22 protein-coding genes and 2 pseudogenes are annotated in these 22379 nt (G+C 59.2%); 11 read left to right on the top strand and 13 right to left on the bottom strand.

Annotated features, from left to right (window positions below; all coding sequences use genetic code 11):
* The first annotated feature begins 16 nt into the window (after positions 1 to 16).
* The gene (locus AC193Q_RS27535; RefSeq protein WP_483879035.1) at positions 17 to 439 is read left to right on the top strand and encodes a hypothetical protein; all 423 of its coding nucleotides are present in this window, start codon (positions 17 to 19) and stop codon (positions 437 to 439) included.
* Positions 440 to 699: 260 nt separating this feature from the next.
* Here the strand turns inward: AC193Q_RS27535 and AC193Q_RS27530 are convergent, their stop codons facing one another.
* On the bottom strand, positions 700 to 1638 hold the full coding sequence (locus AC193Q_RS27530) for an aspartyl/asparaginyl beta-hydroxylase domain-containing protein (RefSeq protein WP_047292347.1): 939 nt from the start codon (positions 1636 to 1638) through the stop codon (positions 700 to 702).
* 184 nt (positions 1639 to 1822) lie between these two features.
* Entirely contained in the window at positions 1823 to 2797 is a 975-nt protein-coding gene (gene cysK, locus AC193Q_RS27525) for a cysteine synthase A (protein ID WP_095667235.1), read from the bottom strand.
* 127 nt (positions 2798 to 2924) lie between these two features.
* Between cysK and AC193Q_RS27520 the strand changes: the two genes are divergently transcribed.
* Positions 2925 to 4001 (top strand): DUF748 domain-containing protein, encoded by a 1077-nt coding sequence (locus AC193Q_RS27520; RefSeq protein ID WP_121184226.1) that lies wholly within the window; start codon positions 2925 to 2927, stop codon positions 3999 to 4001.
* Here the strand turns inward: AC193Q_RS27520 and AC193Q_RS27515 are convergent.
* Both AC193Q_RS27515 and AC193Q_RS27510 read right to left on the bottom strand, forming a co-directional pair.
* Positions 3998 to 4495, bottom strand: a complete 498-nt coding sequence (locus AC193Q_RS27515) for a helix-turn-helix domain-containing protein (protein ID WP_041070304.1) — start codon at positions 4493 to 4495, stop codon at positions 3998 to 4000. The two genes, AC193Q_RS27520 and AC193Q_RS27515, sit on opposite strands and share 4 nt — an antisense overlap.
* Positions 4483 to 4711 (bottom strand): annotated as a pseudogene (locus AC193Q_RS27510) (DUF4160 domain-containing protein). Before AC193Q_RS27510 ends, AC193Q_RS27515 begins: the two are co-directional and overlap by 13 nt.
* 202 nt (positions 4712 to 4913) lie before the next feature.
* On the opposite strand from AC193Q_RS27510, the gene AC193Q_RS27505 reads away from it, so the two are divergent.
* Together AC193Q_RS27505 and AC193Q_RS27500 are read left to right on the top strand one after the other, a co-directional pair.
* Positions 4914 to 5759: an AAA family ATPase gene (locus AC193Q_RS27505; RefSeq protein ID WP_025110627.1), complete on the top strand. Its 846-nt coding sequence runs from the start codon at positions 4914 to 4916 to the stop codon at positions 5757 to 5759.
* Positions 5760 to 5771: 12 nt separating this feature from the next.
* Positions 5772 to 6950, top strand: coding sequence for a vWA domain-containing protein (locus AC193Q_RS27500; protein WP_047292337.1), 1179 nt, complete (start codon positions 5772 to 5774; stop codon positions 6948 to 6950).
* 87 nt (positions 6951 to 7037) lie between these two features.
* On the opposite strand, the gene AC193Q_RS27495 is transcribed toward AC193Q_RS27500, so the two are convergent.
* The 4 genes from AC193Q_RS27495 to AC193Q_RS27480 all read right to left on the bottom strand — a co-directional run bounded on the left by AC193Q_RS27495 (position 7038) and on the right by AC193Q_RS27480 (position 10755).
* Positions 7038 to 7955 carry a 5-oxoprolinase subunit C family protein gene (locus tag AC193Q_RS27495; protein ID WP_121184224.1) on the bottom strand — a complete coding sequence of 306 codons (918 nt, stop codon included), beginning with the start codon at positions 7953 to 7955 and terminating at the stop codon, positions 7038 to 7040.
* The gene (locus tag AC193Q_RS27490) at positions 7952 to 8656 is read right to left on the bottom strand and encodes a 5-oxoprolinase subunit B family protein (protein ID WP_121184222.1); all 705 of its coding nucleotides are present in this window, start codon (positions 8654 to 8656) and stop codon (positions 7952 to 7954) included. Before AC193Q_RS27490 ends, AC193Q_RS27495 begins: the two co-directional genes overlap by 4 nt.
* On the bottom strand, positions 8653 to 9405 hold the full coding sequence (locus AC193Q_RS27485) for a 5-oxoprolinase subunit PxpA (protein WP_121184220.1): 753 nt from the start codon (positions 9403 to 9405) through the stop codon (positions 8653 to 8655). Before AC193Q_RS27485 ends, AC193Q_RS27490 begins: the two co-directional genes overlap by 4 nt.
* A gap of 63 nt (positions 9406 to 9468) precedes the next feature.
* The gene (locus AC193Q_RS27480; protein ID WP_041070314.1) at positions 9469 to 10755 is read right to left on the bottom strand and encodes an MFS transporter; all 1287 of its coding nucleotides are present in this window, start codon (positions 10753 to 10755) and stop codon (positions 9469 to 9471) included.
* Positions 10756 to 10912: 157 nt separating this feature from the next.
* Between AC193Q_RS27480 and AC193Q_RS27475 the strand changes: the two are divergent.
* Positions 10913 to 11828 (top strand): annotated as a pseudogene (locus tag AC193Q_RS27475) (LysR family transcriptional regulator).
* Positions 11829 to 11974: 146 nt separating this feature from the next.
* On the opposite strand, the gene AC193Q_RS27470 reads toward AC193Q_RS27475, so the two are convergent.
* From AC193Q_RS27470 to ltrA, 4 genes are all read right to left on the bottom strand, one after another.
* On the bottom strand, positions 11975 to 12517 hold the full coding sequence (locus AC193Q_RS27470) for a DUF2937 family protein (RefSeq protein WP_007969600.1): 543 nt from the start codon (positions 12515 to 12517) through the stop codon (positions 11975 to 11977).
* Positions 12518 to 12531: 14 nt separating this feature from the next.
* Entirely contained in the window at positions 12532 to 13308 is a 777-nt protein-coding gene (locus AC193Q_RS27465; RefSeq protein ID WP_007969599.1) for a class II glutamine amidotransferase, read from the bottom strand.
* Positions 13309 to 13324: 16 nt separating this feature from the next.
* Positions 13325 to 13822 carry an MFS transporter gene (locus AC193Q_RS27460; protein ID WP_121184216.1) on the bottom strand — a complete coding sequence of 166 codons (498 nt, stop codon included), beginning with the start codon at positions 13820 to 13822 and terminating at the stop codon, positions 13325 to 13327.
* A 95-nt stretch (positions 13823 to 13917) separates the two neighbouring features.
* Positions 13918 to 15615: a group II intron reverse transcriptase/maturase gene (gene ltrA, locus AC193Q_RS27455; RefSeq protein ID WP_483879034.1), complete on the bottom strand. Its 1698-nt coding sequence runs from the start codon at positions 15613 to 15615 to the stop codon at positions 13918 to 13920.
* 1286 nt (positions 15616 to 16901) lie between these two features.
* Between ltrA and AC193Q_RS27450 the strand changes: the two genes are divergently transcribed.
* Entirely contained in the window at positions 16902 to 18956 is a 2055-nt protein-coding gene (locus AC193Q_RS27450) for a S9 family peptidase (RefSeq protein WP_047292321.1), read from the top strand.
* Between the two features lie 275 nt (positions 18957 to 19231).
* Positions 19232 to 19705 (top strand): cyclic nucleotide-binding domain-containing protein, encoded by a 474-nt coding sequence (locus AC193Q_RS27445; protein ID WP_041070525.1) that lies wholly within the window; start codon positions 19232 to 19234, stop codon positions 19703 to 19705.
* On the opposite strand, the gene AC193Q_RS27440 is transcribed toward AC193Q_RS27445, so the two are convergent.
* Positions 19702 to 19986, bottom strand: a complete 285-nt coding sequence (locus AC193Q_RS27440) for a hypothetical protein (protein ID WP_047292319.1) — start codon at positions 19984 to 19986, stop codon at positions 19702 to 19704. The genes AC193Q_RS27445 and AC193Q_RS27440 overlap by 4 nt on opposite strands.
* Before the next feature lie 81 nt (positions 19987 to 20067).
* Here AC193Q_RS27440 and AC193Q_RS27435 point away from each other — a divergent pair, with 81 nt between their 5' ends.
* The 4 genes from AC193Q_RS27435 (at position 20068) to AC193Q_RS27420 (ending at position 22310) form a co-directional block, all read left to right on the top strand.
* Positions 20068 to 20754, top strand: a complete 687-nt coding sequence (locus tag AC193Q_RS27435; RefSeq protein WP_047292317.1) for a spermidine synthase — start codon at positions 20068 to 20070, stop codon at positions 20752 to 20754.
* Between the two features lie 48 nt (positions 20755 to 20802).
* On the top strand, positions 20803 to 21174 hold the full coding sequence (locus tag AC193Q_RS27430; RefSeq protein WP_003222612.1) for a YajD family HNH nuclease: 372 nt from the start codon (positions 20803 to 20805) through the stop codon (positions 21172 to 21174).
* A gap of 205 nt (positions 21175 to 21379) precedes the next feature.
* Positions 21380 to 21850: an RNA methyltransferase gene (locus AC193Q_RS27425; protein WP_007911337.1), complete on the top strand. Its 471-nt coding sequence runs from the start codon at positions 21380 to 21382 to the stop codon at positions 21848 to 21850.
* Between the two features lie 82 nt (positions 21851 to 21932).
* Entirely contained in the window at positions 21933 to 22310 is a 378-nt protein-coding gene (locus AC193Q_RS27420; protein ID WP_041070334.1) for a YgaP family membrane protein, read from the top strand.
* Positions 22311 to 22379: the final 69 nt, after the last annotated feature.

Here is a 22379-nt window from a genome sequence, read left to right as displayed (position 1 = left end):
TCCGACTGCCATCGATTTGTCGAAAGTACGTTTCGAACCTATCAACCAACAAGCACTTCAGGCATCAACTCTCTGGAGAGACCAGCACTTTTGCTGGAATGAGGTCATTGAGTGGAAAGGTCGAGAGCCTTTATCTCTGGACATCGCTATCTGGTTTGAAGAGGAACTGTGCGGGCTGTGTTTCGCAAATCCAAATGCCAGCAAAAACAGAATACGAATTGTGCGTCTGGAGGGACGCCCCTACGAATCCCATCCGTTAAAAAGACGTATCGGGGCACTGGCGATGATTGTGATTGAACAATACGCCCAACTCATAGGCAGCAAGGTTCTCGAGATCCAAGAACCTTTGAAGGGCGCGATTTCACACTATCAAGAGCTTGGCTTCGGCTTCGACGCTGGTGGCCGCCTTGTCAAAACCCTGGAGAACCTAGTATCGTGAAAACTGTTCAATTATCGATCAACACAGGAGGAGAAATGAGCAAATCAACAAAGAAGCCGTCCTCCAGAAACGAGATACCCCCTCTCGGCAAAAAATCCGATGAGATAACGCTCACTGCGAGTCAGAGGCGTCTGCTGCAGTTACTGATAAAGGGTACTGAAAGCGAAGAGCCGAATGTACTCGCCGCTGGCCGACTTTAGATTTATCAGCAGACAAAAAACCGCTCACCAGGAGCGGTTTTTTTATTTCAACATCCAGCCTCAACCAAACAGCCAATACCCCAGCAACGTCAGCACCAACACCGCCAGAACCGGACGCAGGATGCGGTAAGCCTTGGGGTTGCGGCGTTTCCACTGTTTGACCACGCCACTGAACTTGTCGCTGAAGCTCTTGCTCCAGGCATAAGCCTGGTTAATGCCGCCGACACGTTCGTCATCAAGGTTCTGCGGGGCGGTGGCGCGTCCCAGCCAGGCGCTGATGGCGCGGTTGATGCGGGTCATCAGACGGTTGCTCAATGGGCGTTCGACGTCGCAGAACAGGATGACGCGAGTCTGCTCGGTTTCGTTTTTGACCCAGTGCACGTAAGTCTCGTCGAACATCACGTCTTCCCCGTCGCGCCAGGCGTACACCTGACCGTCGACGAAGATCCGGCAATCGTCGGAGTTCGGCGTCGACAGGCCCAGGTGATAACGCAGCGAGCCGGCAAACGGGTCACGGTGCGGGTTCAGGTGACTGCCACCCGGCAACAGCGCGAACATCGCACCTTTGACGTTAGGGATCGCACTGACCAACGCCACGGTTTTCGGGCACAGGGTTTCGGCCGACGGCAGCGGTTTGTCGTACCACTTGAGGTAGAAACGCTTCCAGCCCTTCTTGAAGAACGAGCCGAAACCAGCGTCGTTGTTCTTCTCCGCGGCGCGGATATAGCCCTCGTCGAACAGGTGCATGGCTTCGTCGCGAATGGTTTCCCAGTTATCGCGCAACACATCCAGTTCCGGAAACTTGCTGCGATCCAGATACGGTTTGGACGGAACGCCGGAGAACAGGTACATCAGCGCATTGTACGGAGCGAACAGCGCCGAGTGGTTGACGAACTGACGCAGGACCGGCAGACGCGCCTTGCCGCGCAAATGCACATAGAGGATGCTGCCCACAAACAGCAGCAACACCAACACCTTGGCGGCTAACGAAAAGGTCATCAACGACTCCTTGAATAAAGACAACGCTGCGCAATGCCTTTTACCCGGCATGGCAGCCGGCCATGATAAACACTACCGGCCTCGGGAAAAACCCGCTGAACCCAAGATTCAGTGTTAAGAATTGCGCAACAAAGCATTTATTAGCATAACGATCCTGAACCCCGGCTGATCTGAGTCAATTCGACTATTGCTGATTCTCCTGCTCGGTGAACAGATCGCTGAACAACATGCTCGACAGATACCGCTCACCGGAGTCCGGCAAAATCACCACGATGGTCTTGCCCTGCATTTCCGGCTTCTCGGCCAGACGCACGGCCACGGCCATGGCCGCGCCGCAGGAAATACCGCACAGGATGCCTTCTTCCTGCATCAGACGCAGCGCCATGGCTTTGGATTCGTCGTCGGTGACCTGTTCCACCCGGTCGACCATCGACAAATCGAGGTTCTTTGGTACGAAACCGGCACCAATCCCCTGAATCTTGTGTGGGCTCGGCTTGATCTCTTCCCCCGCCAGGGCCTGGCTGATCACCGGCGAAGAGACGGGTTCTACGGCGACCGACAGAATCGGTTTGCCCTGGGTATTCTTGATATACCGGGAAACGCCGGTGATGGTTCCGCCGGTCCCGACACCTGCGACCAGTACATCGACAGCACCGTCAGTGTCGTTCCAGATTTCCGGACCGGTGGTTTTTTCGTGAATCGCCGGGTTGGCCGGATTATCGAACTGCGACGGCATGAAGAATGTGCCAGTGTCGCTGGCAACAATTTCGGCAGCCTTCTCGATTGCGCCTTTCATGCCTTTGGCCGGCTCGGTCAGGACCAGTTCTGCGCCGAGGGCCTTGAGCACCTTGCGCCGCTCGATGCTCATCGAGGCCGGCATGGTCAGCATCAATTTGTAACCACGGGCGGCGGCAACGAAGGCCAGACCGATGCCGGTATTGCCCGACGTCGGTTCGACGATGGTCATGCCCGGCTTGAGTTTGCCGCTGCTCTCGGCGTCCCAGATCATGTTCGCGCCGATTCGGCATTTGACCGAATAACCGGGGTTGCGTCCCTCGATCTTGGCCAGAATGGTCACGCCACGCGGCGCGATGCGGTTGATCTGCACCAGCGGCGTATTGCCGATGGAATGGGCGTTGTCAGCGAAAATACGGCTCATGGCTGGGTCCTTATGCAGCGTTGAATTCAGCCTTCCAAGGTATGCCTGTTGCCTGACGCAGTCCAGTCGGGTCGAACGTCTGCGACGCGCAACAGTCAATCGCTTACATCGTTCGGGAACTACCGCCATGAAGCGTCGCTACAGCTGGCCCATCGGAATTTTCGCCATCATCGTCGTGCTGCTGATCGCCCTGCACATCGCCCTGCCCTACGTGGTACGCGATTACTTGAACGGCAAGCTCGCCGACATGGGCGATTACAGTGGTCAGATCACCGATGTCGATCTGGCCCTTTGGCGCGGCGCTTATAAGATCAACGGCCTGAAAATCGTCAAGGTCGACGGCAAAGTACCGGTGCCGTTCGTCAACGCGCCGGTGATTGATCTGGCGGTCAGTTGGCACTCGCTGTGGTACGACCATGCCGTGGTGGCGCAGGTGCAGTTCTTCAATCCCGAGATCAACTTCGTCGATGGCGGGGCCGACAAGAAGAACTCGCAGACCGGTAAAGGCACCGACTGGCGCGCGCAGCTGGGCAAGTTGCTGCCAATCACCCTCGACGAAGTACAGATTCACGACGGCAAGATCAGTTTTCGTAATTTCAACTCCAGACCGCCGGTCAACATGAACGCCAGCAACGTTGAAGCGAGCATCTACAACCTGACCAACGTGGTCGACAAACAGGGCAAACGCGACGCCCGTTTCGAAGGCAAGGCCAAGCTGCTCGGCCATGCACCGCTGGAGACCAGCGCCACCTTCGATCCGCTGAGCAACTTCGAAGACTTCCAGTTCCGCCTGCGCGCCCGCGACATCGAACTCAAAAGCATGAACGACTTTGCCTCGGCCTACGGCAAGTTCGATTTCAACGCCGGCCATGGCGACGTCGTCATCGAAGCCCAGGCGAAAAAAGCCCAGGTCAGCGGCTACATCAAACCCTTGCTGCGCGACGTCGAAGTGTTCAACTGGCAGCAGGATGTGGAAAACAAGGACAAGAGCATCTTCCGCTCCGTCTGGGAGGCCATCGTCGGCGGCACGGAAACCGTGCTGAAGAACCAGGCCAAAAACCAGTTCGCCACCAAGGTCGAACTCAGTGGCAACGTGCATCAGCAAAACATCAGCGCGTTCGAAGCGTTCTTGCAGATTTTGCGTAATGGCTTCATTCAGGCTTTCAATGCGCGGTATGAGCGGCCGAAGCCGGATGCGGGCTAATTCTTACGATTAACGACATATCGACCAGACTCTTCAGCCGCCAGCGTGGACTTTTGCTGCAATGAGTCCCAACCAAGACAAGCCAAGGCTAATGACCTTGGCACCGCCTCCCGGCCATTACTGTATCGGCTGATGCTGCGGGCACTGACACCCAGCGCCTCGGCTGCCTGATTCAGTGAGAGTCCGGTACGTGCACGCCAATCGATGAAAATCCGAGTGTTTTCATCGACAGTGTTTTGGGCCAGTGCATCCATATAAAGCGTGTCTGCGCCAATCTGTATATCGGGCTCAAGCCATTCGACCGTCCAGCCATTGTCGTCAAGGGTCGCAGCCGCAAACACTTCGGGATCAAGCAATGGTTGCAGACCTGGATAAGCGTGGATATCTCGGCTCAGGTCAAGGGTCAGATCCTGACCATCAATAAAGGTCAGTTTCAATCGAAAACCTGACAGTGCCTGCACAGCCGTCAGACGAGGCCTTTTCATGGGTAACATCGTTTCCAGTCCTCCAGCAGTTGCACTTGATGAGCCGCAACCCAAGCCAGCGCTTCCTTGATAATCAGCGGCGGTGCCTTGCCCGTCATGACTTCGACGGTTTCAAGGCTCAGCATCACGTCCACACCGCCACCGATCAAGTGGACATGGGGTGGCGGGTGATCCTTCACGTAACTGAATGCGGTATTTGTCGCGAAATCGGTATTTAGTCGTCATGCCCGACAGGCTATCGCCAAATCGGCGATACCTGAATACTGGCCTCTGGCCGAAACCGAGTCAACATGTGACGCCCCATTCAGAGACTGAATAAGCCGTCTGCGTTCACAGTCGACCGGGCTGCGCGTTATAGTCGGGGCATCCGATTTTTTCGCCCCCGCCCTGCCCGTGCAGGTCGGCGTTACCGTTCGAGGATTAGCAGATGAAGTTCGAAGGCACCCAGGCCTACGTCGCCACCGATGACCTGAAGCTGGCGGTCAACGCCGCCATCACCCTGGAGCGGCCGCTGCTGGTCAAGGGCGAACCGGGCACCGGCAAGACCATGCTCGCCGAGCAACTGGCCGAATCGTTCGGCGCCAAGCTGATCACCTGGCACATCAAGTCCACCACCAAGGCCCATCAGGGCCTGTACGAGTACGATGCGGTCAGCCGTCTGCGCGACTCGCAACTGGGCAACGAAAAAGTCCACGACGTGCGCAACTACCTGAAGAAGGGCAAGTTGTGGGAGGCGTTCGAGTCCGAAGAGCGGGTGATCCTGCTGATCGACGAAATCGACAAGGCTGACATCGAGTTCCCCAACGACCTGCTGCAAGAACTCGACAAGATGGAGTTCTACGTTTACGAGATCGACGAGACCATCAAGGCAAAAAAACGCCCGATCATCATCATTACCTCCAACAACGAGAAAGAGCTGCCGGACGCCTTCCTGCGCCGCTGCTTCTTCCACTACATCGCCTTCCCCGATCGCACGACCCTGCAGAAAATTGTCGACGTGCACTACCCGGACATCAAGAAGGACCTGGTCAGCGAGGCGCTGGACGTGTTCTTCGACGTGCGCAAGGTGCCGGGCCTGAAGAAGAAGCCGTCGACCTCGGAACTGGTCGATTGGCTGAAGCTGCTGATGGCTGACAACATCGGCGAAGCGGTGCTGCGCGAGCGCGATCCGACCAAAGCCATTCCGCCACTGGCCGGTGCTCTGGTGAAGAACGAGCAGGACGTGCAGTTGCTTGAGCGCCTGGCGTTCATGAGCCGTCGCGGTTCTCGCTAAGAGGCTGATGCCATGTTGCTCAACCTGTTCAACGAAATGCGTGCCGCCAAGGTGCCAGTGTCGGTGCGCGAGCTGCTCGACCTGATCAACGCGCTGAAACAGCGCGTGACCTTCGCCGACATGGACGAGTTCTATTACTTGTCACGGGCGATTCTGGTCAAGGACGAACGGCATTTCGACAAGTTCGACCGTGCGTTCGGCGCCTACTTCAATGGCCTGGAAAAACTCGACGATCACCTGCAGGCATTGATTCCCGAAGACTGGCTGCGCAAGGAATTCGAGCGCTCGCTGACCGATGAGGAACGCGCGCAGATCCAGTCCCTCGGCGGCCTGGACAAGCTGATCGAAGAGTTCAAGAAACGTCTGGAAGAACAGAAGGAACGCCACGCCGGCGGCAACAAATGGATCGGCACCGGCGGCACCAGCCCGTTTGGCTCCGGCGGCTTCAACCCGGAAGGCATTCGGGTCGGCGATGCCGGCAAGCGCCAGGGCAAAGCGGTGAAAGTCTGGGATCAGCGCGAGTACAAGAACCTCGACGATTCGGTGGAACTGGGCACCCGCAACATCAAGGTCGCTTTGCGTCGCCTGCGTAAATTCGCCCGTCAGGGGGCAGCGGAAGAACTCGACATCGACGGCACCATCGACCACACCGCCAAGGATGCCGGCCTGCTGAACATCCAGATGCGCCCGGAGCGGCGCAACACGGTGAAGCTGTTGCTGCTGTTCGACATCGGCGGCTCGATGGACGCCCACGTGAAGATCTGCGAGGAGTTGTTCTCGGCGTGCAAGACCGAGTTCAAGCATCTGGAGTACTTCTACTTCCACAACTTCATTTATGAATCGGTGTGGAAGAACAACATGCGCCGCACTTCCGAGCGCTTCTCGACGCAGGACTTGCTGCACAAGTACGGCGCCGACTACAAAGTGATCTTCATCGGCGACGCCGCCATGGCGCCCTACGAAATCACCCAGGCCGGCGGCAGTGTCGAGCACTGGAACGAAGAGCCGGGTTACGTGTGGATGCAGCGCTTCATGGAAAAGTACAAGAAGCTCATCTGGATCAATCCGTATCCGAAGGACACTTGGGGCTATACCTCGTCGACCAATATCGTGCGCGATTTGATCGAGGACCAGATGTATCCGTTGACGTTGCGCGGGTTGGAAGAAGGGATGCGCTTCCTGTCCAAATAAAAGCAAAAGATCGCAGCCTGCGGCAGCTCCTACAGGGAAGTTCGCGTTTCCATGTAGGAGCTGCCGCAGGCTGGGATCTTTTGATCTTCAACCAAAGCGCTGCAAATACTCGACATGCTCCCGGTGCGCCACTTCCTGCACCACCGGCCTTAACCGCACCTGCGCCCCAGGCAGACACTGCGCCAGTCGCGCCAGCGCCAACGGCGTCAACGCTCCCAACCGTGGGTAGCCACCAATCGTCTGCCGATCATTGAGCAAGACAATCGGCTGCCCGTCCGGCGGCACCTGCACCGCGCCCAGCGGAATGCCCTCGGAAATCATCGGCCGCCCCTGGTACTGCAACGCCTTGCCCAACAGTCGAATGCCCATGCGGTCGGCACGACTGTCCAGTGCCCATGGACTGTTGAACACATCAAACAGACTTTGCCCGCTGAACTGGCCGATCTGTGCGCCGAGCACCAGATCCAGCGGCGCATTGAGGCGCAAATCAGGTCGATGCGCCAGCGGCACTTCACGCACCTGCAGAACCTCCCCGCGATAACTCAATGTCGCGCCCTTGGTCAGCGGCAACCCCATGCCATCCAGTCCACCCAGCTCTTCGCGCACCACCGTGGCGCTGCTGCCCAGCACCTGCGGCGCGTCGAAACCACCGGGCGCGGCCAGATAAGCCCGGGCGCCGACCAGCGGTTGGGTGAACCTCAATGTCTGGCCTTGGCCCAGCTTGAAACTGCGCCACGGCGCCAGCGCCTGACCATCGATCTGCGCACCGAGATCAGCGCCGGCCAGCGCCAGCAAGCAATCGTCCTGCGCCACTACGGCAAATCCGCCAAGGGTGATTTCGATTGCAGGCAGATCCAGCCGGTTACCCAGCAGCCAGTTGGCCCAGTTCATCGAACACCAATCTGCTGCGCCGCCCTGCGTCACGCCCAAATGGCGCACGCCAAAACGCCCGGCGTCCTGCAACAAACTCAGCGGCGTGCTGGCTTCAATCGTCAGTCGGCTCATGCCAGCGCCTCCAGCGGTGTGTCGTCGCCGCCCAGGTTGATGAACTCGGCGTGGCTCACTGCTTCGAAACGCACGGTGTCGCCGGGTTGCATCAGGCTGTAGCCGTCGCGATGACGGTCGAACAGTTTCGCCGGGGTACGGCCGATCAGGTTCCAGCCGCCGGGGGACACCACCGGATAAGCCGCGGTCTGCCGTTCGGCGATGCCGACACTGCCGGCCGCGACTTTTTTGCGCGGGGTATCCAGGCGTGGCGCCGCGAGGATTTCTTCCACCAGCCCCATGAAGGCGAATCCCGGTGCAAAGCCGAGGGCGAACACCTGATATTCGCGAGCGCTGTGCCGACGAATCACCTCCTCCACCGCCAACCCGCTGCGCTGCGCCAACAGGCCCAGTTCGGGGCCGACACTCAGGTCGTACCAGACCGGCAACACATGGCACTGGCCGCTGGTTCGTGTATTTGGCGACAGGTCGATCAACGCTTCAGCGATCAATTCACGGGCCTGACTCGGGCTCAGCGCGGTCAGGTCGTAATGCACCATCAACGTGGTGTAGGACGGCACCAAGTCGATCAACTGCGCGCCAAACACCGCCCGCAATCGCTCACTGGCGGCGAGCATCCACGGCATGTTGGCTTCGGCGATTTCATCGAACAGGCGCAGCATCAGGCAATCCACCGCCACCACTTCAATCCTTGGATTCATGGCGCACTCTGCTGATTCAGAGCCTCGCGAATGCGCCGCACGGCGGCCACCGAACTGGCGTTGTCGCCATGCACGCACAAGGTGTTGGCCTGCAGATGCAGCGCACTGCCGTCGCTGGCCACGAGGTCGCCGCCACGGGCGATGGTCAGGGCCTGTTCGATGATTTTTTCTGGCTCGTGATGCACCGCGCCCGCCAGTTGCCGCGACACCAGTCGACCTGCACTGTCGTAGGCACGGTCGGCGAAGGCTTCGAACCACAGGGTCACGCCGTATTCATCACCGAGCTGCTGCGCCGCCGCATTGTCGCGGGTGGCCATCAGCATCAGCGGCAACGAGCGATCGTAAGCGGCGACGGCCTGAATCACCGCCCGCAACTGTGCCGGGTTGGCCATCATGTCGTTGTACATCGCGCCGTGGGGTTTGACGTAGCTGACTCGCCCGCCCTGCGCGCGGCAAATGCCGTCGAGCGCGCCGATCTGGTAATGCAGGATGTCTTGCAGCTCTTGCGCGGAATAGGCCATGGAACGCCGGCCGAAACCGACCAGATCCTGATAGGCCGGGTGTGCGCCGATCTGCACGCCGTGGCTCAGGGCCAGACTGACGGTCTTGCGCATGATGCCAGGGTCGCCGGCGTGGAAGCCGCAGGCCACGTTGGCGCAGTCGATGAAGGGCATGACTTCGGCGTCCAGACCCATGGTCCAGCTGCCGAAACTCTCGCCGATGTCACAGTTCAATAGCAGGCGGCTCACGGTGAACACTCCTGTAGCTTCTGGTCTTTTTATCTGTAGGACACTTGCAAGGCAGGTTATCAGTTACTGCGCATCCAGTTGCTTGCCACGGGTTTCCGGCAGGCTCAAGGCGGCCAGAATCACCACGCCGTAGGACACCGCCGCAAACGCACCGATCCCCACGCTCAGCGGTACCTTCTGACTGAGCAGGCCAATCAGCAGCGGGAACAGAGCCGCCAGCGCCCGGCCGATGTTGTAGCAGAAGCCTTGCCCCGAGCCACGAATCCGCGTCGGAAACAACTCGGTGAGAAACGCGCCCATGCCGCTGAAAATCCCCGAGGCGAAGAAGCCCAGGGGAAAGCCCAACCACAGCATCACGCCATTGCTGACCGGCATCTGCGTGTACAGCAAGACGATGGTGAACGAACCGACCGCAAACAGGATGAAGTTCTTTTTGCGCCCGAGCAGATCAGTCAGATAAGCGCTGATCACATAGCCGACGTAGGAACCGACAATCACCATCGCCAGATAGCCGCCAGTGCCGAGCACACTCAGGCCGCGTTCGTTCTTGAGAAAAGTCGGCAGCCACGAGGTGATCGCGTAGTAACCGCCGAGCGCACCGGTAGTCAGCAAGGAGGCACGGAACGTGGTGAACAGCATGCCCGGGGCGAAGATCTCATAGAACTTCGCCGGATTTTCCGGGGTTTGCGCCGCCTTGGCTTCGCGGTAGATCTCCGGGTCTTTCACCAGCCGACGGACAAAAATCACGAAAATCGCCGGAACGATGCCGAGGATGAACAGCGCCCGCCAGGCCTCTTCCGGCGGCAACACCGAGAACAGCAGCGCATACAGAATCGCCGTCAGCCCCCAGCCCAAGGCCCAACCGCTCTGCACCATGCCCACCGCTTTGCCGCGATCCTTGGCGCGAATCACTTCACCGATCAGCACCGCGCCGGCGGTCCATTCGCCGCCAAAACCGAAGCCCATCAGGGTGCGGGCGATCAGCAACTGTTCGTAGTTCTGCGCGAAACCGCAGAGAAAGGTGAAGAAGGCGAACCACAGCACCGTCAGTTGCAAGGTGCGCACGCGGCCGATGCGGTCGGAAAGAATCCCCGCCACCCAGCCGCCAATGGCCGAGGCGATCAGCGTGCTGGTGTGAATCAGCCCGGCCTGCCCGGTGGTGATGCCCCACATGGCAATCAGGGTCGGCACCACGAAGCTGAGCATCTGCGTGTCCATGCCATCCAGGCCATAGCCGATCTTGCAGCTCCAGAAGGTGCGACGCTCTTGCTGATTGATGTTGCGATACCAGTCGAACGGTCCGGGGCGGGCCGTGCTCTTGGGGAGGTCGAGGGTGTCGGGCGCACGCATGGCAAGTCTCCGCAGGCTTTTATTGGTCTTGTTCGAAGTTCCGACGACGCCTATCGTGGGAACCGGATGCGCCGATTTTTCGTCGCCCGGCCCTGCTGCGTCCAACGAATAAAAACCCGCCTTAGGCATAAGAAAAATTTGTCACCGAGCCGTTGCCATGAACCTGAAGTTTCTCGAGACCTTTGTCTGGGTCGCCCGGCTGAAGAGTTTTCGCCTGACCGCCGACAAGCTGTTCACCACCCAGGCGTCGATTTCCAGCCGCATCGCGGTGCTCGAAGGCGAGCTGGGGGTAAAGCTGTTTCTGCGCGATTCACGCGGCGTCAGCCTGACGCCCGAAGGCCTGAAAGTGCTGGATTATGCCGAGCAGATGCTCGATACGATGTCGGCGCTCAAGCAATCAATCGAGACCCGCTCGAGCAAGGTCGGCCGGGTGCGCATCGGCGTGATGGACACGGTGATCCACACTTGGCTCAGCCCGTTGGTGGCGCAGATGACCGAACGGTACCCGAGGGTGGAAATCGAGCTGGTGGCCGATACCTCGCTGAATCTCTGCGATCAGCTGCAAAAAGGCTTTCTCGACATCGTTCTGCAAACCGATCTGGTGCGCCACGAAAGCGTGCGCAGCCTCGAGCTGGCCAGCCATCCGCTGGGCTGGATCGTCGCCAGCAACTCGATCTACAACCGCGAGTACGCCGACCTTGGTGAGCTGGCGCGGGAACGGATCATCACTTATTCGAAAAACTCCCGACCGCACCAGGACCTTGCTGGCGTTGATGCAGACCAACGGCGTGCTCGCGCCACGCCTGAACTGCGTGAACTCAGTGTCGGCGATTACCCGGTTGTTAGGTGATGGATTCGGCATTGGCGTATTGCCGCCGGTGCTGGTGGCCGAGGAACTGGCGCGGGGTGAACTGACTTTGCTCGACATCGACCAGCGCCCGCCGAATCTGCAGGTGGTGGTGTCGTGGCGGGTGGGCGTGGAGTGGGTCGAGGAGATGGTGACGTTGTGTCAGCAGGTGCTGGCGGGGTATGCGCGCAAGGTGGGTGAAAAGTACATCACCCTCACTCAGTAATCACACCTGTGGTGAGGGGATTTATCCCCGATGGACTGCGCAGCAGTCCTGAAACCTGAGCAATCAGGTTTATCTGACACACTGTTGAGGGCCGCTTCGCGCCCCATCGGGGATAAATCCCCTCGCCACAGAGAGCTTTGCAAGCTTTAGAGGCCGCGCACGTCGCGGTCTTCAATCGGGCGGCTCTGGCGCAAACGCCGGCCACCCAGCACCACCCAATCAATCAGACGAATCAGGCACTCGATGCCGAACGACAGCAGCAACGCGCCGCTCATGCCCCAGATCATCGCTTCCGGGGTCAGCAGGATCTGGTAGCTGTAGCCGTTCCAGGTTTCCTTGCGAATGTCCGGATCGGCGGCCAGCACCACTTGCAGGAAGCGGATGTACCACGGGCCCTGCATCGCCTGAAACTGTTTATCCAGCGCCGTCTGGCGGTTGAGCAAGGTGCTCAGGCTGTCGGCATCGCTGCGAAATACCGGGTCGTCACTGGCGCGGTAGTGCGCGACCAGCGCCTGCAAGTCGCCCTTGAAGAACTGCTCGGCGGTACCCTGAAAACCGCGCAGACCGGTCTGCGCTTCGATCAGATGGGCTTCGACGCGTTTGGCGTAATCGTTGATGAACCCCGGCACCTGGACACCGATCAATAGGCCCGCCGCAAACAACACCAGCCGTAGATAACTGAGCAACATCGAGGAGAGATCCTTTATTCGGTCGTGCCCTGGCTGACGCATTCGCCGCGTCGCCACAGGCTCCATTGGCCCGGTTGGTAACGGGTCCAGGTTTCGTTTTCGGTCAAAGGCTCGGTAGCGATCACCGTGACCACGTCGTTAGGCGTGGTTTCCGCCTGGAAATCGACGATCACATCGACATCCTTGAGCCGCGCCGGGCCGAACGGTGCGCGCCGGGTGATCTGTGCCAGTTTGGTCGAGCAATAGCAGAACAGCCAGTCGCCGTCGCTGAGCAGGCAGTTGAACACGCCTTTGCTGCGGTACTCGGCACACGCGGCGACCAGATCCGGCAGCAGCACTTCTATATCGACCGGTTCCGGGAAGGCTGCACGCACGCGGTTAAGCAAATCGCAGAACGCCGCTTCGCTGTCCGTGTCGCCCACCGGGCGGTAGAAACTCTTGATCGGGGTGAAATCGGCGAGCTGGCCGTTGTGCGCGAAACACCAGTTACGGCCCCACAGTTCGCGGACGAACGGGTGGGTGTTGGACAGGCAGACCTTGCCGACGTTGGCCTGACGAATGTGGCCGATGACCACTTCGCTCTTGATCGGATAGCGCTGCACCAGATTGGCGACTTCCGACTCGCTGCTGGCGGCCGGGTCCTGAAACAGGCGCAGACCGCGACCTTCATAGAAGGCGATGCCCCAGCCGTCGCGGTGCGGGCCAGTACGCCCGCCGCGCTGCATCAGGCCGGTGAAGCTGAACACGATATCGGTCGGCACGTTGGCACTCATGCCCAGTAGTTCACACATGTGCTGACTCTCGTGGTTACAGACGCGGCTCGACGCGCATGCGCTGCGGGTTGTTCGGCAATGGCGGGCGACCGTAACGGTCATCACCGGCACCGCCAAACGGCTGATCGTCGTCGCGATCATCGGCACGCGCCGCTGCCTTGGCCGCTTCGGCCTGCTCGCGACGGGCGCGCGAGGCGCGTTCGATCGGGAAGCGGATCAGCACGAAAATCAGGTAGATGCCGAACGCAATCATGCCGTACATGAACAGGTCGGAAACCGCCCGCCACGCGTTGTTGCCGACCTTGAAGGCCAGATCCAGCGCAGTGATGGCGATCGACGGTGCGACCTTGGCTTTCACCGGATCAATGATGGTCGGGCTGAACAGCAACACTGCCATCAGCACCCGCAGCGGCTCGCGCAGCCAGCGCCACATCCAGCGGGTCAGGCGCATCCCTACCAACAGGCAGCCCACAGCGGCGAAGGCGTAGAGGCCCCAGGCGATCAGATAGTCGTTCTCGGTCATGGTGTCCATGGCAAGGCAGGCAAGTCGGGTAGAGACAGACCATTACTGGTCTGCCTCCCCCTAAGAACCGTACGTGCGCCTTTCAACGCATACGGCTCAAGTCTTTAGAAAGCCCCGGTTGGAGCCGGCTTGTTTACTGTCAATCCACGGCTGTGTAGCTGCTGATGACAAACTGGATGCAATAGTACTCGGTTATCCAAGGTGTCTCCACCGCCTTGCGAGCGGTGGATTACGTGATGGTCGTGCCACCCGCTTTCCTTGGTAATCGGTTGCTTGCACAGCGGACATAGACCTTTTTGGCTTTGAAAGAGACTTACGATCTGTTTCCGATACTTCAGCTTTTTAAGCATACGCACCATTCGTAATTTCTCTCCCATTTCCTCCATGGAGGGATCGAAGGGATTGTATTCCCCGCTCACCTTCCTATGCCGCTCGATCGCAGTGCTCGCTATTGAGTACAGGGGAGCTATTGCTTTCGTCCCGTCCGTCCTCATCGCCATGGTGGCGAACACCCAACTTCTGCCTTCATGGGGTTGGAAATAATCTCTCCTGACCCATTCCAACGATTTATTAGGATGTCGCCTTTTCGCCCAACGCCAGAGAGCATGGAAAACAGAGTTATCCATTCTGCTAAACGCCTTCTTGGCAACTACTGGCTGGTGGTACATCGCCCAGCCACGCAGTATCGGATTCAGCCGTTGGATCAGATCCTCTTGCTTTGCCGTTTTGTTGGTACTGATGACGTCCTTCACCTTGCGATAGAACGCTTTCACGTTTTTCTTGCTTGGCTTGATCAGGAGCTTTCCCTCGTACTTGCGGAAATTCCATCCCAGAAAGTCAAAACCTTTGTCTATGTGAACCACACGGGTTTTCTCGAGTGACAGCTGTAATCCTCGCAAAGCGAGGAATTTCTCCACCCAAGGTCTGATTTCGCTCTCCAGCATCTCTTTCGAGTTTCCGGTAATCACAAAGTCATCCGCATAGCGCACCACATTGATTTTCAGCTTCTTGGCCTTTGTCACGCCCAGATGTTGCTTGAGCTGTGACTCCAATCCATCCAGCACCATATTTGCCAAGGTTGGCGAGATGATCCCGCCTTGTGGCGTACCGGCATCCGTTGCCTGAAGCTGACCTTTATGAATCACTCCAGCCTTTAGCCATTTCCGGAGGATCGTTTTGTCCGTAGGGACATTGACGATCAGCCAGTCATGGTTGATGTGGTCAAAGCAACCTTTGATGTCCGCCTCCAGTACCCATTCGGCCGAAACCTTCTTGGATAAGCAGATGAACAGCTGTCCCATTGCGTCTGCGGTAGAGCGCTCGATCCTGAAGCCGTAGCTGTTCGGATCTCCGGTGGTTTCTGCAATGGGCGCCAGAGCTAGAAGGTATAGAGCCTGCATGGCCCTGTCAGTCATGGTCGGAATGCCCAGTGGGCGCTCCTTTCCGTTTGACTTCGGAATGAACACACGCCTTAAAGGCCGTGGTTTGTATCCGTGGCGCTTCAACCCGTTTGCCGCTTTCCATTTGGCATCGGGTGTATCCCAGAGCACGCGGTCGACTCCCGCCGTGCGCTTGCCCTGGTTTTCAGTGACTCGCCGAACGGCCAAATATCTGGCCGAACTAGAGCGGGTCAGCATTCGTTGCAGGGAATTAACCCTGCGCCAATTGCCTTCCCGACAAGCCTTCGCAATCCGTAACTGCATCGCCCGGACATTCCGCTGAACACGCCACCAATCGATGTCATGCCATTGCTGCGGAGCGCCGGAAGGCGCAGACACGGCCGTAGGGCTGTGTACTTTCATGCTGCCTTCCTCTCAAATTGCCTGAGCTGAAGACGTACGCATTCCCTGACGGGAATGGACGTCCCGTCAGGGCTGGATAAATGGGAAACCTAAACTGCAGGTTTCTGAGATTATTGAGACAGGCTCAGTCAGAGTTCATGCGACGAAAGACCACGCAGAAGTCTGCCCGGTTTCCCGTGGGGTGATGTTCCAACCCCTATTCGATCCATTACAGATCGACTTTCGCTTTCTCTGCGATCCCATACCCGCACAGCCAACAGATCCCCTTGCGGTTCACCTGCCCGAAGGCAGCCATACGGGCTTACCACGTTCCCTGCCTGTCACACGATTGGGTTAGGGCCTGCCTTTTCGCCGGTGATTCTGATGACGACGTATCTCCAGCCTCTACAGAGATATCCGATCACTTTGCCTTTTGGCTCAAGCCTGACAGCTGTTTTGGCTTGTTTATAATTACGACGTTTATCAGCAGTTCACATATGTTGCCCATGCCAACCAGCCTGGCGCCTCAACCCGGTTCAGCTCCGAGCATCTCTACATCCCCTCACGGTGGCTGCAGACCTTTTCAGGGGCTACGTTGTTGGAAAAGCTTCACACCTCATCGTTGCCAATGACGCATGTCTTCCTAGGCTATCGTTGGTCGTACAACGAGTCCGCTGCCAACTTGCAAGCAAGCTGGATGGACAATGACAGACAGAGCTTTCGCTCGAGTCTTCAGAGGGATAAGCAGGAACTGACAGAGTCAGCATGCTCAGAAAAGTGTTTCCTCCTGTTTCGAAGCAGGAGAAAACCCTTGCGGGGATTCTATCCCGCAGGGGTGAGGTTCTGTGAGAACCGAAGATTGAAGATGCATTCTAGAAAGAAAAGATCCTTTCCCAGTCGATTGTGTCGAATGCTGATCGACTGTGGGCATGCCCCGCCGCAACGGTAAGTCCTTGAAGGCAGTGGACTTCTTTGATGGATTTTTATTCCGGAGATTGGGTACTCCAGCCTTGGCTGTAATCGAACAGCCCTTCAAGATGACCATCCACCTCGAAGTCTTGAAGACACGCTACGCGTGTCGCACAGAGGCGCTTATAGTAACGACTTTTCGCCCGTCAGGCTTGTCCCAATGCCAGACGGCCAACAGCAAACCCTGTGGGAGCGAGCTTGCTCGCGAAAGCGTCGGGTCAGTGAAACAAATGTCATCTGACAGGACGCCTTCGCGAGCAAGCTCGCTCCCACAGGAGAGTGCGATGGTTTCAAGAGCTGCGAAAACCATTATTACGAATACTGTCCGAGAGCCTTCCATGCCCGAATCCGCCCACGTCATCCGCGCCCCGATCGCCCACAAGGCTGCCGGTGCCGACCCGTATGCCTGGCTGCAGGAACGCGACACCGACGCGGTGCTCGACTACCTCAAGGCTGAAAACGCCTATCAGGAAGCACAGACCGCCGATCAGGCCGCCCTGCGCGAAAGCCTGTTCGAAGAGATCAAGGGCCGGATCCTCGAAACCGACCTGTCCCTGCCCTCGCCGTGGGGGCCGTATCTGTATTACACGCGCACCACGGCGGGTGACGAATACGCCCGGCATTACCGCTGCCCGCGTCCGGCCGACGACAGCCTGACCCTCGACGAGAGCCGCGAGCAGCTGCTGCTCGACCCCAACGAGCTGGCCAACGGCGGCTTCTTCTCGCTCGGCGCGTTCAGCATCAGCCCGGATCACCAGCGTCTGGCCTACAGCATCGACGCCTCGGGCGACGAGATCTACACGCTGTTCGTCAAGGAACTGGCCAGCGACAAGGTCAGCGAGCTGGAATTCCAGGACTGCGATGGCAGCATGACCTGGGCTAACGACAGCCTGACCTTGTTCTTCGGCGTGCTCGACGACACCCATCGCCCGCACAAGCTGTTTCGCTATCGCCTCGACGGCACCGCTGCCGAAGAGGTGTTCCATGAGCCGGACGGACGTTTCTTCCTGCATTGCTACCGCTCCAGTTCCGAGCAGCAATTGCTGCTGACCCTGGGCAGCAAGACCACCAGCGAAGTCTGGGCCCTGGACGCGCATCAGCCGCACCTGCCCTTCACCTGCCTGGCGCCCCGGGTCGAGGATCACGAATACGATGTCGACCACGGCGCGCTGGATGGCGCGTGGACCTGGTTCATCCGCACCAACCGTGACGGCATCAACTTCGCCCTGTATCAGGCACCGGACACCGGTGTCGTGCCGAGCGAGGCCGACTGGCAGAACCTGATTCCGCACAGCGACACGGTGATGCTCGACGGCGTAACGCTGAACACGGCGGCCATGACCCTGAGCCTGCGCGAAGGCGGTCTGCCAATCATCGAAGTTCACCCACAGGGCCAGACGCCGTATCGCGTGCAATTGCCGGACGCGGCCTACAGCCTCTATGTGCAGAACAGCCTGGAGTTCGAGAGCGACCGCATCCGTCTGCGTTACGAGGCGTTGAACCGTCCGGCGCAGGTGCGGCAGTTGCTGCTGGACAGCGGCGAGCAAACCGTCCTGAAAGAAACTCCGGTGCTCGGTCCGTTCGACGCCGACGCCTACGTCAGCCAACGCCTGTGGGCCACCGCGCCGGACGGCACGCAGGTGCCGATCAGCCTGGTGATGAAACGCGAGATGGTCGGCAAACCGGTGCCGCTGTACCTGTACGGTTATGGCGCCTACGGCTCCAGCCTCGACCCGTGGTTCTCCCACGCGCGCCTGAGCCTGCTGGACCGCGGCATGGCGTTCGCCATCGCCCACGTGCGTGGCGGCGGTGAGCTGGGCGAAGCGTGGTATCGCGCTGGCAAACAGGAGCACAAGCACAACACCTTCAGCGACTTCATTGCCTGCGCCGAATTTCTGATCCTCAACGGCATCACCACCGCCGAAAAACTGGCGATCAGCGGTGGCAGCGCTGGCGGCTTGTTGATTGGCGCAGTGCTGAACCAGCGTCCGGACCTGTTCGGCGTGGCGATTGCCGAAGTGCCGTTCGTCGACGTCCTCAACACCATGCTCGACCCCGATTTGCCGCTAACCGTCACCGAATATGACGAGTGGGGCAACCCCGCAGAGCCGGACGTCTACGAGCGGATCAAAGCGTACGCGCCGTACGAAAACGTCACCGCGCAGGCTTACCCGGCAATGCTGGTGATCGCCGGCTACAACGACAGCCGCGTGCAGTACTGGGAAGCCGCCAAGTGGGTGGCGAAACTGCGCGCGACCAAGACCGACGACAACCTGCTGCTGCTCAAGACCGAACTCGGCGCCGGGCATGGCGGAATGAGCGGGCGTTATCAGGGATTACGTGACGTAGCACTCGAATATGCATTTGTGTTCAAGGTTTTGGGCCTGGCCTGAGGAACTCCATCGGTCACTTGGGTCTTAACTCCAGACCCAAGAGGCCGATACACCACAGATCCCTGTAGGAACGAGCCTGTGTGGTGAGGGGATTTATCCCCGATGGGTGGCAAAGCCGCCCCAGATCTGCAATGCGATTCTTTCAGGCCGATCGCATTGGCGGATTTGCGACTGCTGCGCAGCCGATCGGGGATAAATCCCCTCACCACAGGCTCACTCCTACAAGGGTCCGTGTAGTGCCTGAAAACCGTGAAAACAATAAAGACCGCAACGACATGTCAGAACCGACCTTACTGAACAACGAAATCCGCGACTGGCTGATGGACTGTGGCCTGTTCGATCAATTGCAACTGGCGGACTTCGCCGCGGCCTCGGGCTACTTCAGCATCAGCACCGTGGCTGAAGGTGAAGCGATTTTCCGTGAGGGCGATGCCGGCAGCTTCATGTGCATCCTCCACACCGGTCAGGTCGCGGTGCAGAAGACTGGCCCTGACGGCCAGGTCATCACCATGGCCACCCTGCGCAGCGGTCGGGCGTTCGGGGAAATGGCCGTGCTCGATGGTGAGCGCCGTTCGGCGACCTGCGTCGCGGCGAGCAACTGCCAACTGCTCAACCTGGGCAAGGACTCACTGGAAAAGATGCTCAACGACGCGCCGAAGATCGCCGCCAAGATCATTCGCGCCCTCGCCGTGTCCCTTTCCAAACGCCTGCGCATGGCCGACGGCCAACTGGCGGCGCAACAGGTTTAACCGCCGGGGGATTTGGCCTTGGTGCTGCTCGGCTCGATGCCCGGCACCGGTTGATCCTTGCTCGGCGGGCTGGGCATTTCGATTGGCACCAGTGGCGGGCTGCCACTGCCGGCGCCGGCCTTCGGTGCGCTGATCGGGGTGATTTGCGGATACGGCGTTGGCGTGGCGGTACCCGGTGATCCGGGTTGCGGCGTCGGGCTGACCGGAATGGTCTGCTGCGCCTGCACTGCAGTAATCGCGAGCGCGGCCAGGGCAATGGCCGTTAGAATGATGCGCTTCATCAAGGGCTCCGTTTGGCCTCTAGTCTGCGTTCAGGCTACTCCCAACGGGCCTGCTTGCCTTCCCCCCTTGTAGAGATTTCCATGAAACGTTTCGTTCTGCTCGACACCACGCCGATCCCTGACAGCGGCGGCGCCCTGTGCCTGTTCGAGTATGGCGAGGATTTCGTCATCAAGATCCAGGGCGGCGACGGCGGGCAATTGATGAACACGCGCATGCACGGTTCGGAAGATGCGCTGGCCGAGATTCCTTGCCGCAAGGTGGCCGGACGGCCGAATTCACGGGTGCTGATTGGCGGTCTGGGCATGGGCTTCACCCTCGCCTCGGCGCTCAAGCATCTGGGCAAGAGCGCCGAAGTGGTGGTCGCCGAACTGGTGCCAGGGGTGGTCGAGTGGAACCGTGGGCCGCTTGGTGAAAAGTCCGGGCGACCGTTGCTCGATTCGCGCACGGTGATCCGCCAGGACGACGTGGCCAAGGTCCTGCAAAGCGAGCCGAACGGCTTCGACGCGATCATGCTCGACGTCGACAACGGTCCCGAAGGCCTGACCCAGAAGGCCAACAGCTGGCTGTATTCCGCCGCCGGTCTGAACGCCTGCGCCAAGGCCCTGCGGCCCAAAGGCGTGCTGGCGGTGTGGTCGGCCAGCGCTGACCGGCAGTTTTCCGACAAATTGAAGAAGGCCGGTTTCAAGGCCGAAGAAGTCCAGGTCTTCGCCCACGGCAACAAAGGCACCCGCCACACGATCTGGATTGCCGAGAAGCTCAAGGGCTGAGCTAAACTCTGCACATAACCGTCATCAGTCTTTTACAAAGGTGAACCCATGAGTTCGTCCACCCCGACCAACACGTCGAAGCTCGATCGCATCCTGGCCGACAACCAGCGCGACAAGGAAATGGGCTACCGCGACAAAGCCCTGAAGATGTACCCGCACGTCTGCGGCCGCTGCGCCCGTGAGTTTTCCGGCAAGCGCCTGAGCGAACTGACCGTGCACCACCGCGATCACAACCACGACAACAACCCGCAGGACGGCTCGAACTGGGAACTGTTGTGCCTGTATTGCCATGACAATGAGCACTCGCGCTACACCGACCAGCAGTATTTCGGCGACGGCTCGCTGAGCACGCCGAAAATCGCCAAGGCGACGCATAACCCGTTTGCCGCCCTCGCCGGCCTGATGAAAAAAGAAGACTGATCTTCATTGCCATTACTGGCCCCATCGCTGGCAAGCCAGCTCCCACAATGATTTTGGTCGCTCACAAATTTTGTGAACACCCGAGATACCTGTGGGAGCTGGCTTGCCAGCGATGAGGCCAGACCAGACACCACAGATCTCGAATCTGCCCGCCCTCCCCCAATCCCCGTATAATCGCCCTCTTTTTCCCGAAGGCACCCCGCTCGTGGCAGACAAACGTTACAGCTGCATTGGTTTGTACAACCCCAAGTCACCGGAGAACGTCGGTTCGGTGATGCGCGCCGCAGGCTGTTACGGCGTGGCGTCGGTGTTCTACACCGGCAAGCGTTATGAACGCGCCGCCGACTTCGTCACCGACACCAAGCGTGTGCACTACGACATCCCGCTGATCGGCATCGACGACCTGAAAAAGATCCTCCCGCTCAACTGCGTCCCGGTCGCCGTGGAACTGGTCGAGGGCGCCCGCCCGCTGCCGGAATACACCCATCCGGATCGCGCGCTATACATCTTTGGCCCGGAAGACGGCTCACTGGATAAAGAGATCCGCGACTGGTGCGAAGACGTCGTGTACATCCCGACCACCGGCTGCATGAATCTGGCAGCGACGGTCAACGTGGTGCTCTACGACCGCATGGCCAAAGGCCTGAATACCCGCTCCGGGCCGAAATTCCGCTGAAACGTCGCACATCCGATGGAACGAGCCGGGCGCTGTGGCAGTCAGCTTATCTATCTATTGCACATTGCCTGGGAGACAGATCATGACCGAACTCAAACGTGTCCAACGTATCGATTCCACCCCGTTCCAGAGCCCGACCGAGCAGAACGTCCAAGGCTGGGAGCGCATCGGCTCGCTGGCCGGTGGCGTGATCATGGTCGGCAAGGGCCTGCGCCGTGGCGGCGTGTTCGGTCTGATTCAAGTGGCGATTGGCGGTGTGGCGATGGCCCGTGGCATCACCGGGCACAGCTCGGTGAAGAGCCTGCTGGAGAAAAGCCGTCAGGACATGAACAACGTGCGGGCCAAAATCGAGCGCGCGGGTGAAGAGCTGAGCCAGCTCAAGGCCAATGCCGAGGCGGCGACCAGCACCGCGACGGTGACTGGCAATGATTCGGTGAAATCGCCGAAGGCCGGGGTTTAAAAGCAAAAGATCGCAGCCTGCGGCAGCTCCTACATGTGGAATGCGTTTCCCCTGCAGGAGCTGCCACAG

The sequence above is a fragment of the Pseudomonas sp. F2 genome, assembly GCF_057174385.1.
Note: the sequence above shows the minus strand (reverse complement) of the source record. Positions and strands in the feature narration are given on the sequence as shown.

Bases quoted from the DNA above. Each gene is read 5' to 3' on its own strand.
- AC193Q_RS27530 (WP_047292347.1), bottom strand. From the start codon at position 1,638: ATGACCTTTTCGTTAGCCGCCAAGGTGTTGGTGTTGCTGCTGTTTGTG.
- cysK (WP_095667235.1), bottom strand. From the start codon at position 2,797: ATGAGCCGTATTTTCGCTGACAACGCCCATTCCATCGGCAATACGCCG.
- AC193Q_RS27520 (WP_121184226.1), top strand. From the start codon at position 2,925: ATGAAGCGTCGCTACAGCTGGCCCATCGGAATTTTCGCCATCATCGTC.
- AC193Q_RS27515 (WP_041070304.1), bottom strand. From the start codon at position 4,495: ATGTTACCCATGAAAAGGCCTCGTCTGACGGCTGTGCAGGCACTGTCA.
- AC193Q_RS27505 (WP_025110627.1), top strand. From the start codon at position 4,914: ATGAAGTTCGAAGGCACCCAGGCCTACGTCGCCACCGATGACCTGAAG.
- AC193Q_RS27500 (WP_047292337.1), top strand. From the start codon at position 5,772: ATGTTGCTCAACCTGTTCAACGAAATGCGTGCCGCCAAGGTGCCAGTG.
- AC193Q_RS27495 (WP_121184224.1), bottom strand. From the start codon at position 7,955: ATGAGCCGACTGACGATTGAAGCCAGCACGCCGCTGAGTTTGTTGCAG.
- AC193Q_RS27490 (WP_121184222.1), bottom strand. From the start codon at position 8,656: ATGAATCCAAGGATTGAAGTGGTGGCGGTGGATTGCCTGATGCTGCGC.
- AC193Q_RS27480 (WP_041070314.1), bottom strand. From the start codon at position 10,755: ATGCGTGCGCCCGACACCCTCGACCTCCCCAAGAGCACGGCCCGCCCC.
- AC193Q_RS27470 (WP_007969600.1), bottom strand. From the start codon at position 12,517: ATGTTGCTCAGTTATCTACGGCTGGTGTTGTTTGCGGCGGGCCTATTG.
- AC193Q_RS27465 (WP_007969599.1), bottom strand. From the start codon at position 13,308: ATGTGTGAACTACTGGGCATGAGTGCCAACGTGCCGACCGATATCGTG.
- AC193Q_RS27460 (WP_121184216.1), bottom strand. From the start codon at position 13,822: ATGGACACCATGACCGAGAACGACTATCTGATCGCCTGGGGCCTCTAC.
- ltrA (WP_483879034.1), bottom strand. From the start codon at position 15,615: ATGAAAGTACACAGCCCTACGGCCGTGTCTGCGCCTTCCGGCGCTCCG.
- AC193Q_RS27450 (WP_047292321.1), top strand. From the start codon at position 16,902: ATGCCCGAATCCGCCCACGTCATCCGCGCCCCGATCGCCCACAAGGCT.
- AC193Q_RS27445 (WP_041070525.1), top strand. From the start codon at position 19,232: ATGTCAGAACCGACCTTACTGAACAACGAAATCCGCGACTGGCTGATG.
- AC193Q_RS27440 (WP_047292319.1), bottom strand. From the start codon at position 19,986: ATGAAGCGCATCATTCTAACGGCCATTGCCCTGGCCGCGCTCGCGATT.
- AC193Q_RS27435 (WP_047292317.1), top strand. From the start codon at position 20,068: ATGAAACGTTTCGTTCTGCTCGACACCACGCCGATCCCTGACAGCGGC.
- AC193Q_RS27430 (WP_003222612.1), top strand. From the start codon at position 20,803: ATGAGTTCGTCCACCCCGACCAACACGTCGAAGCTCGATCGCATCCTG.
- AC193Q_RS27420 (WP_041070334.1), top strand. From the start codon at position 21,933: ATGACCGAACTCAAACGTGTCCAACGTATCGATTCCACCCCGTTCCAG.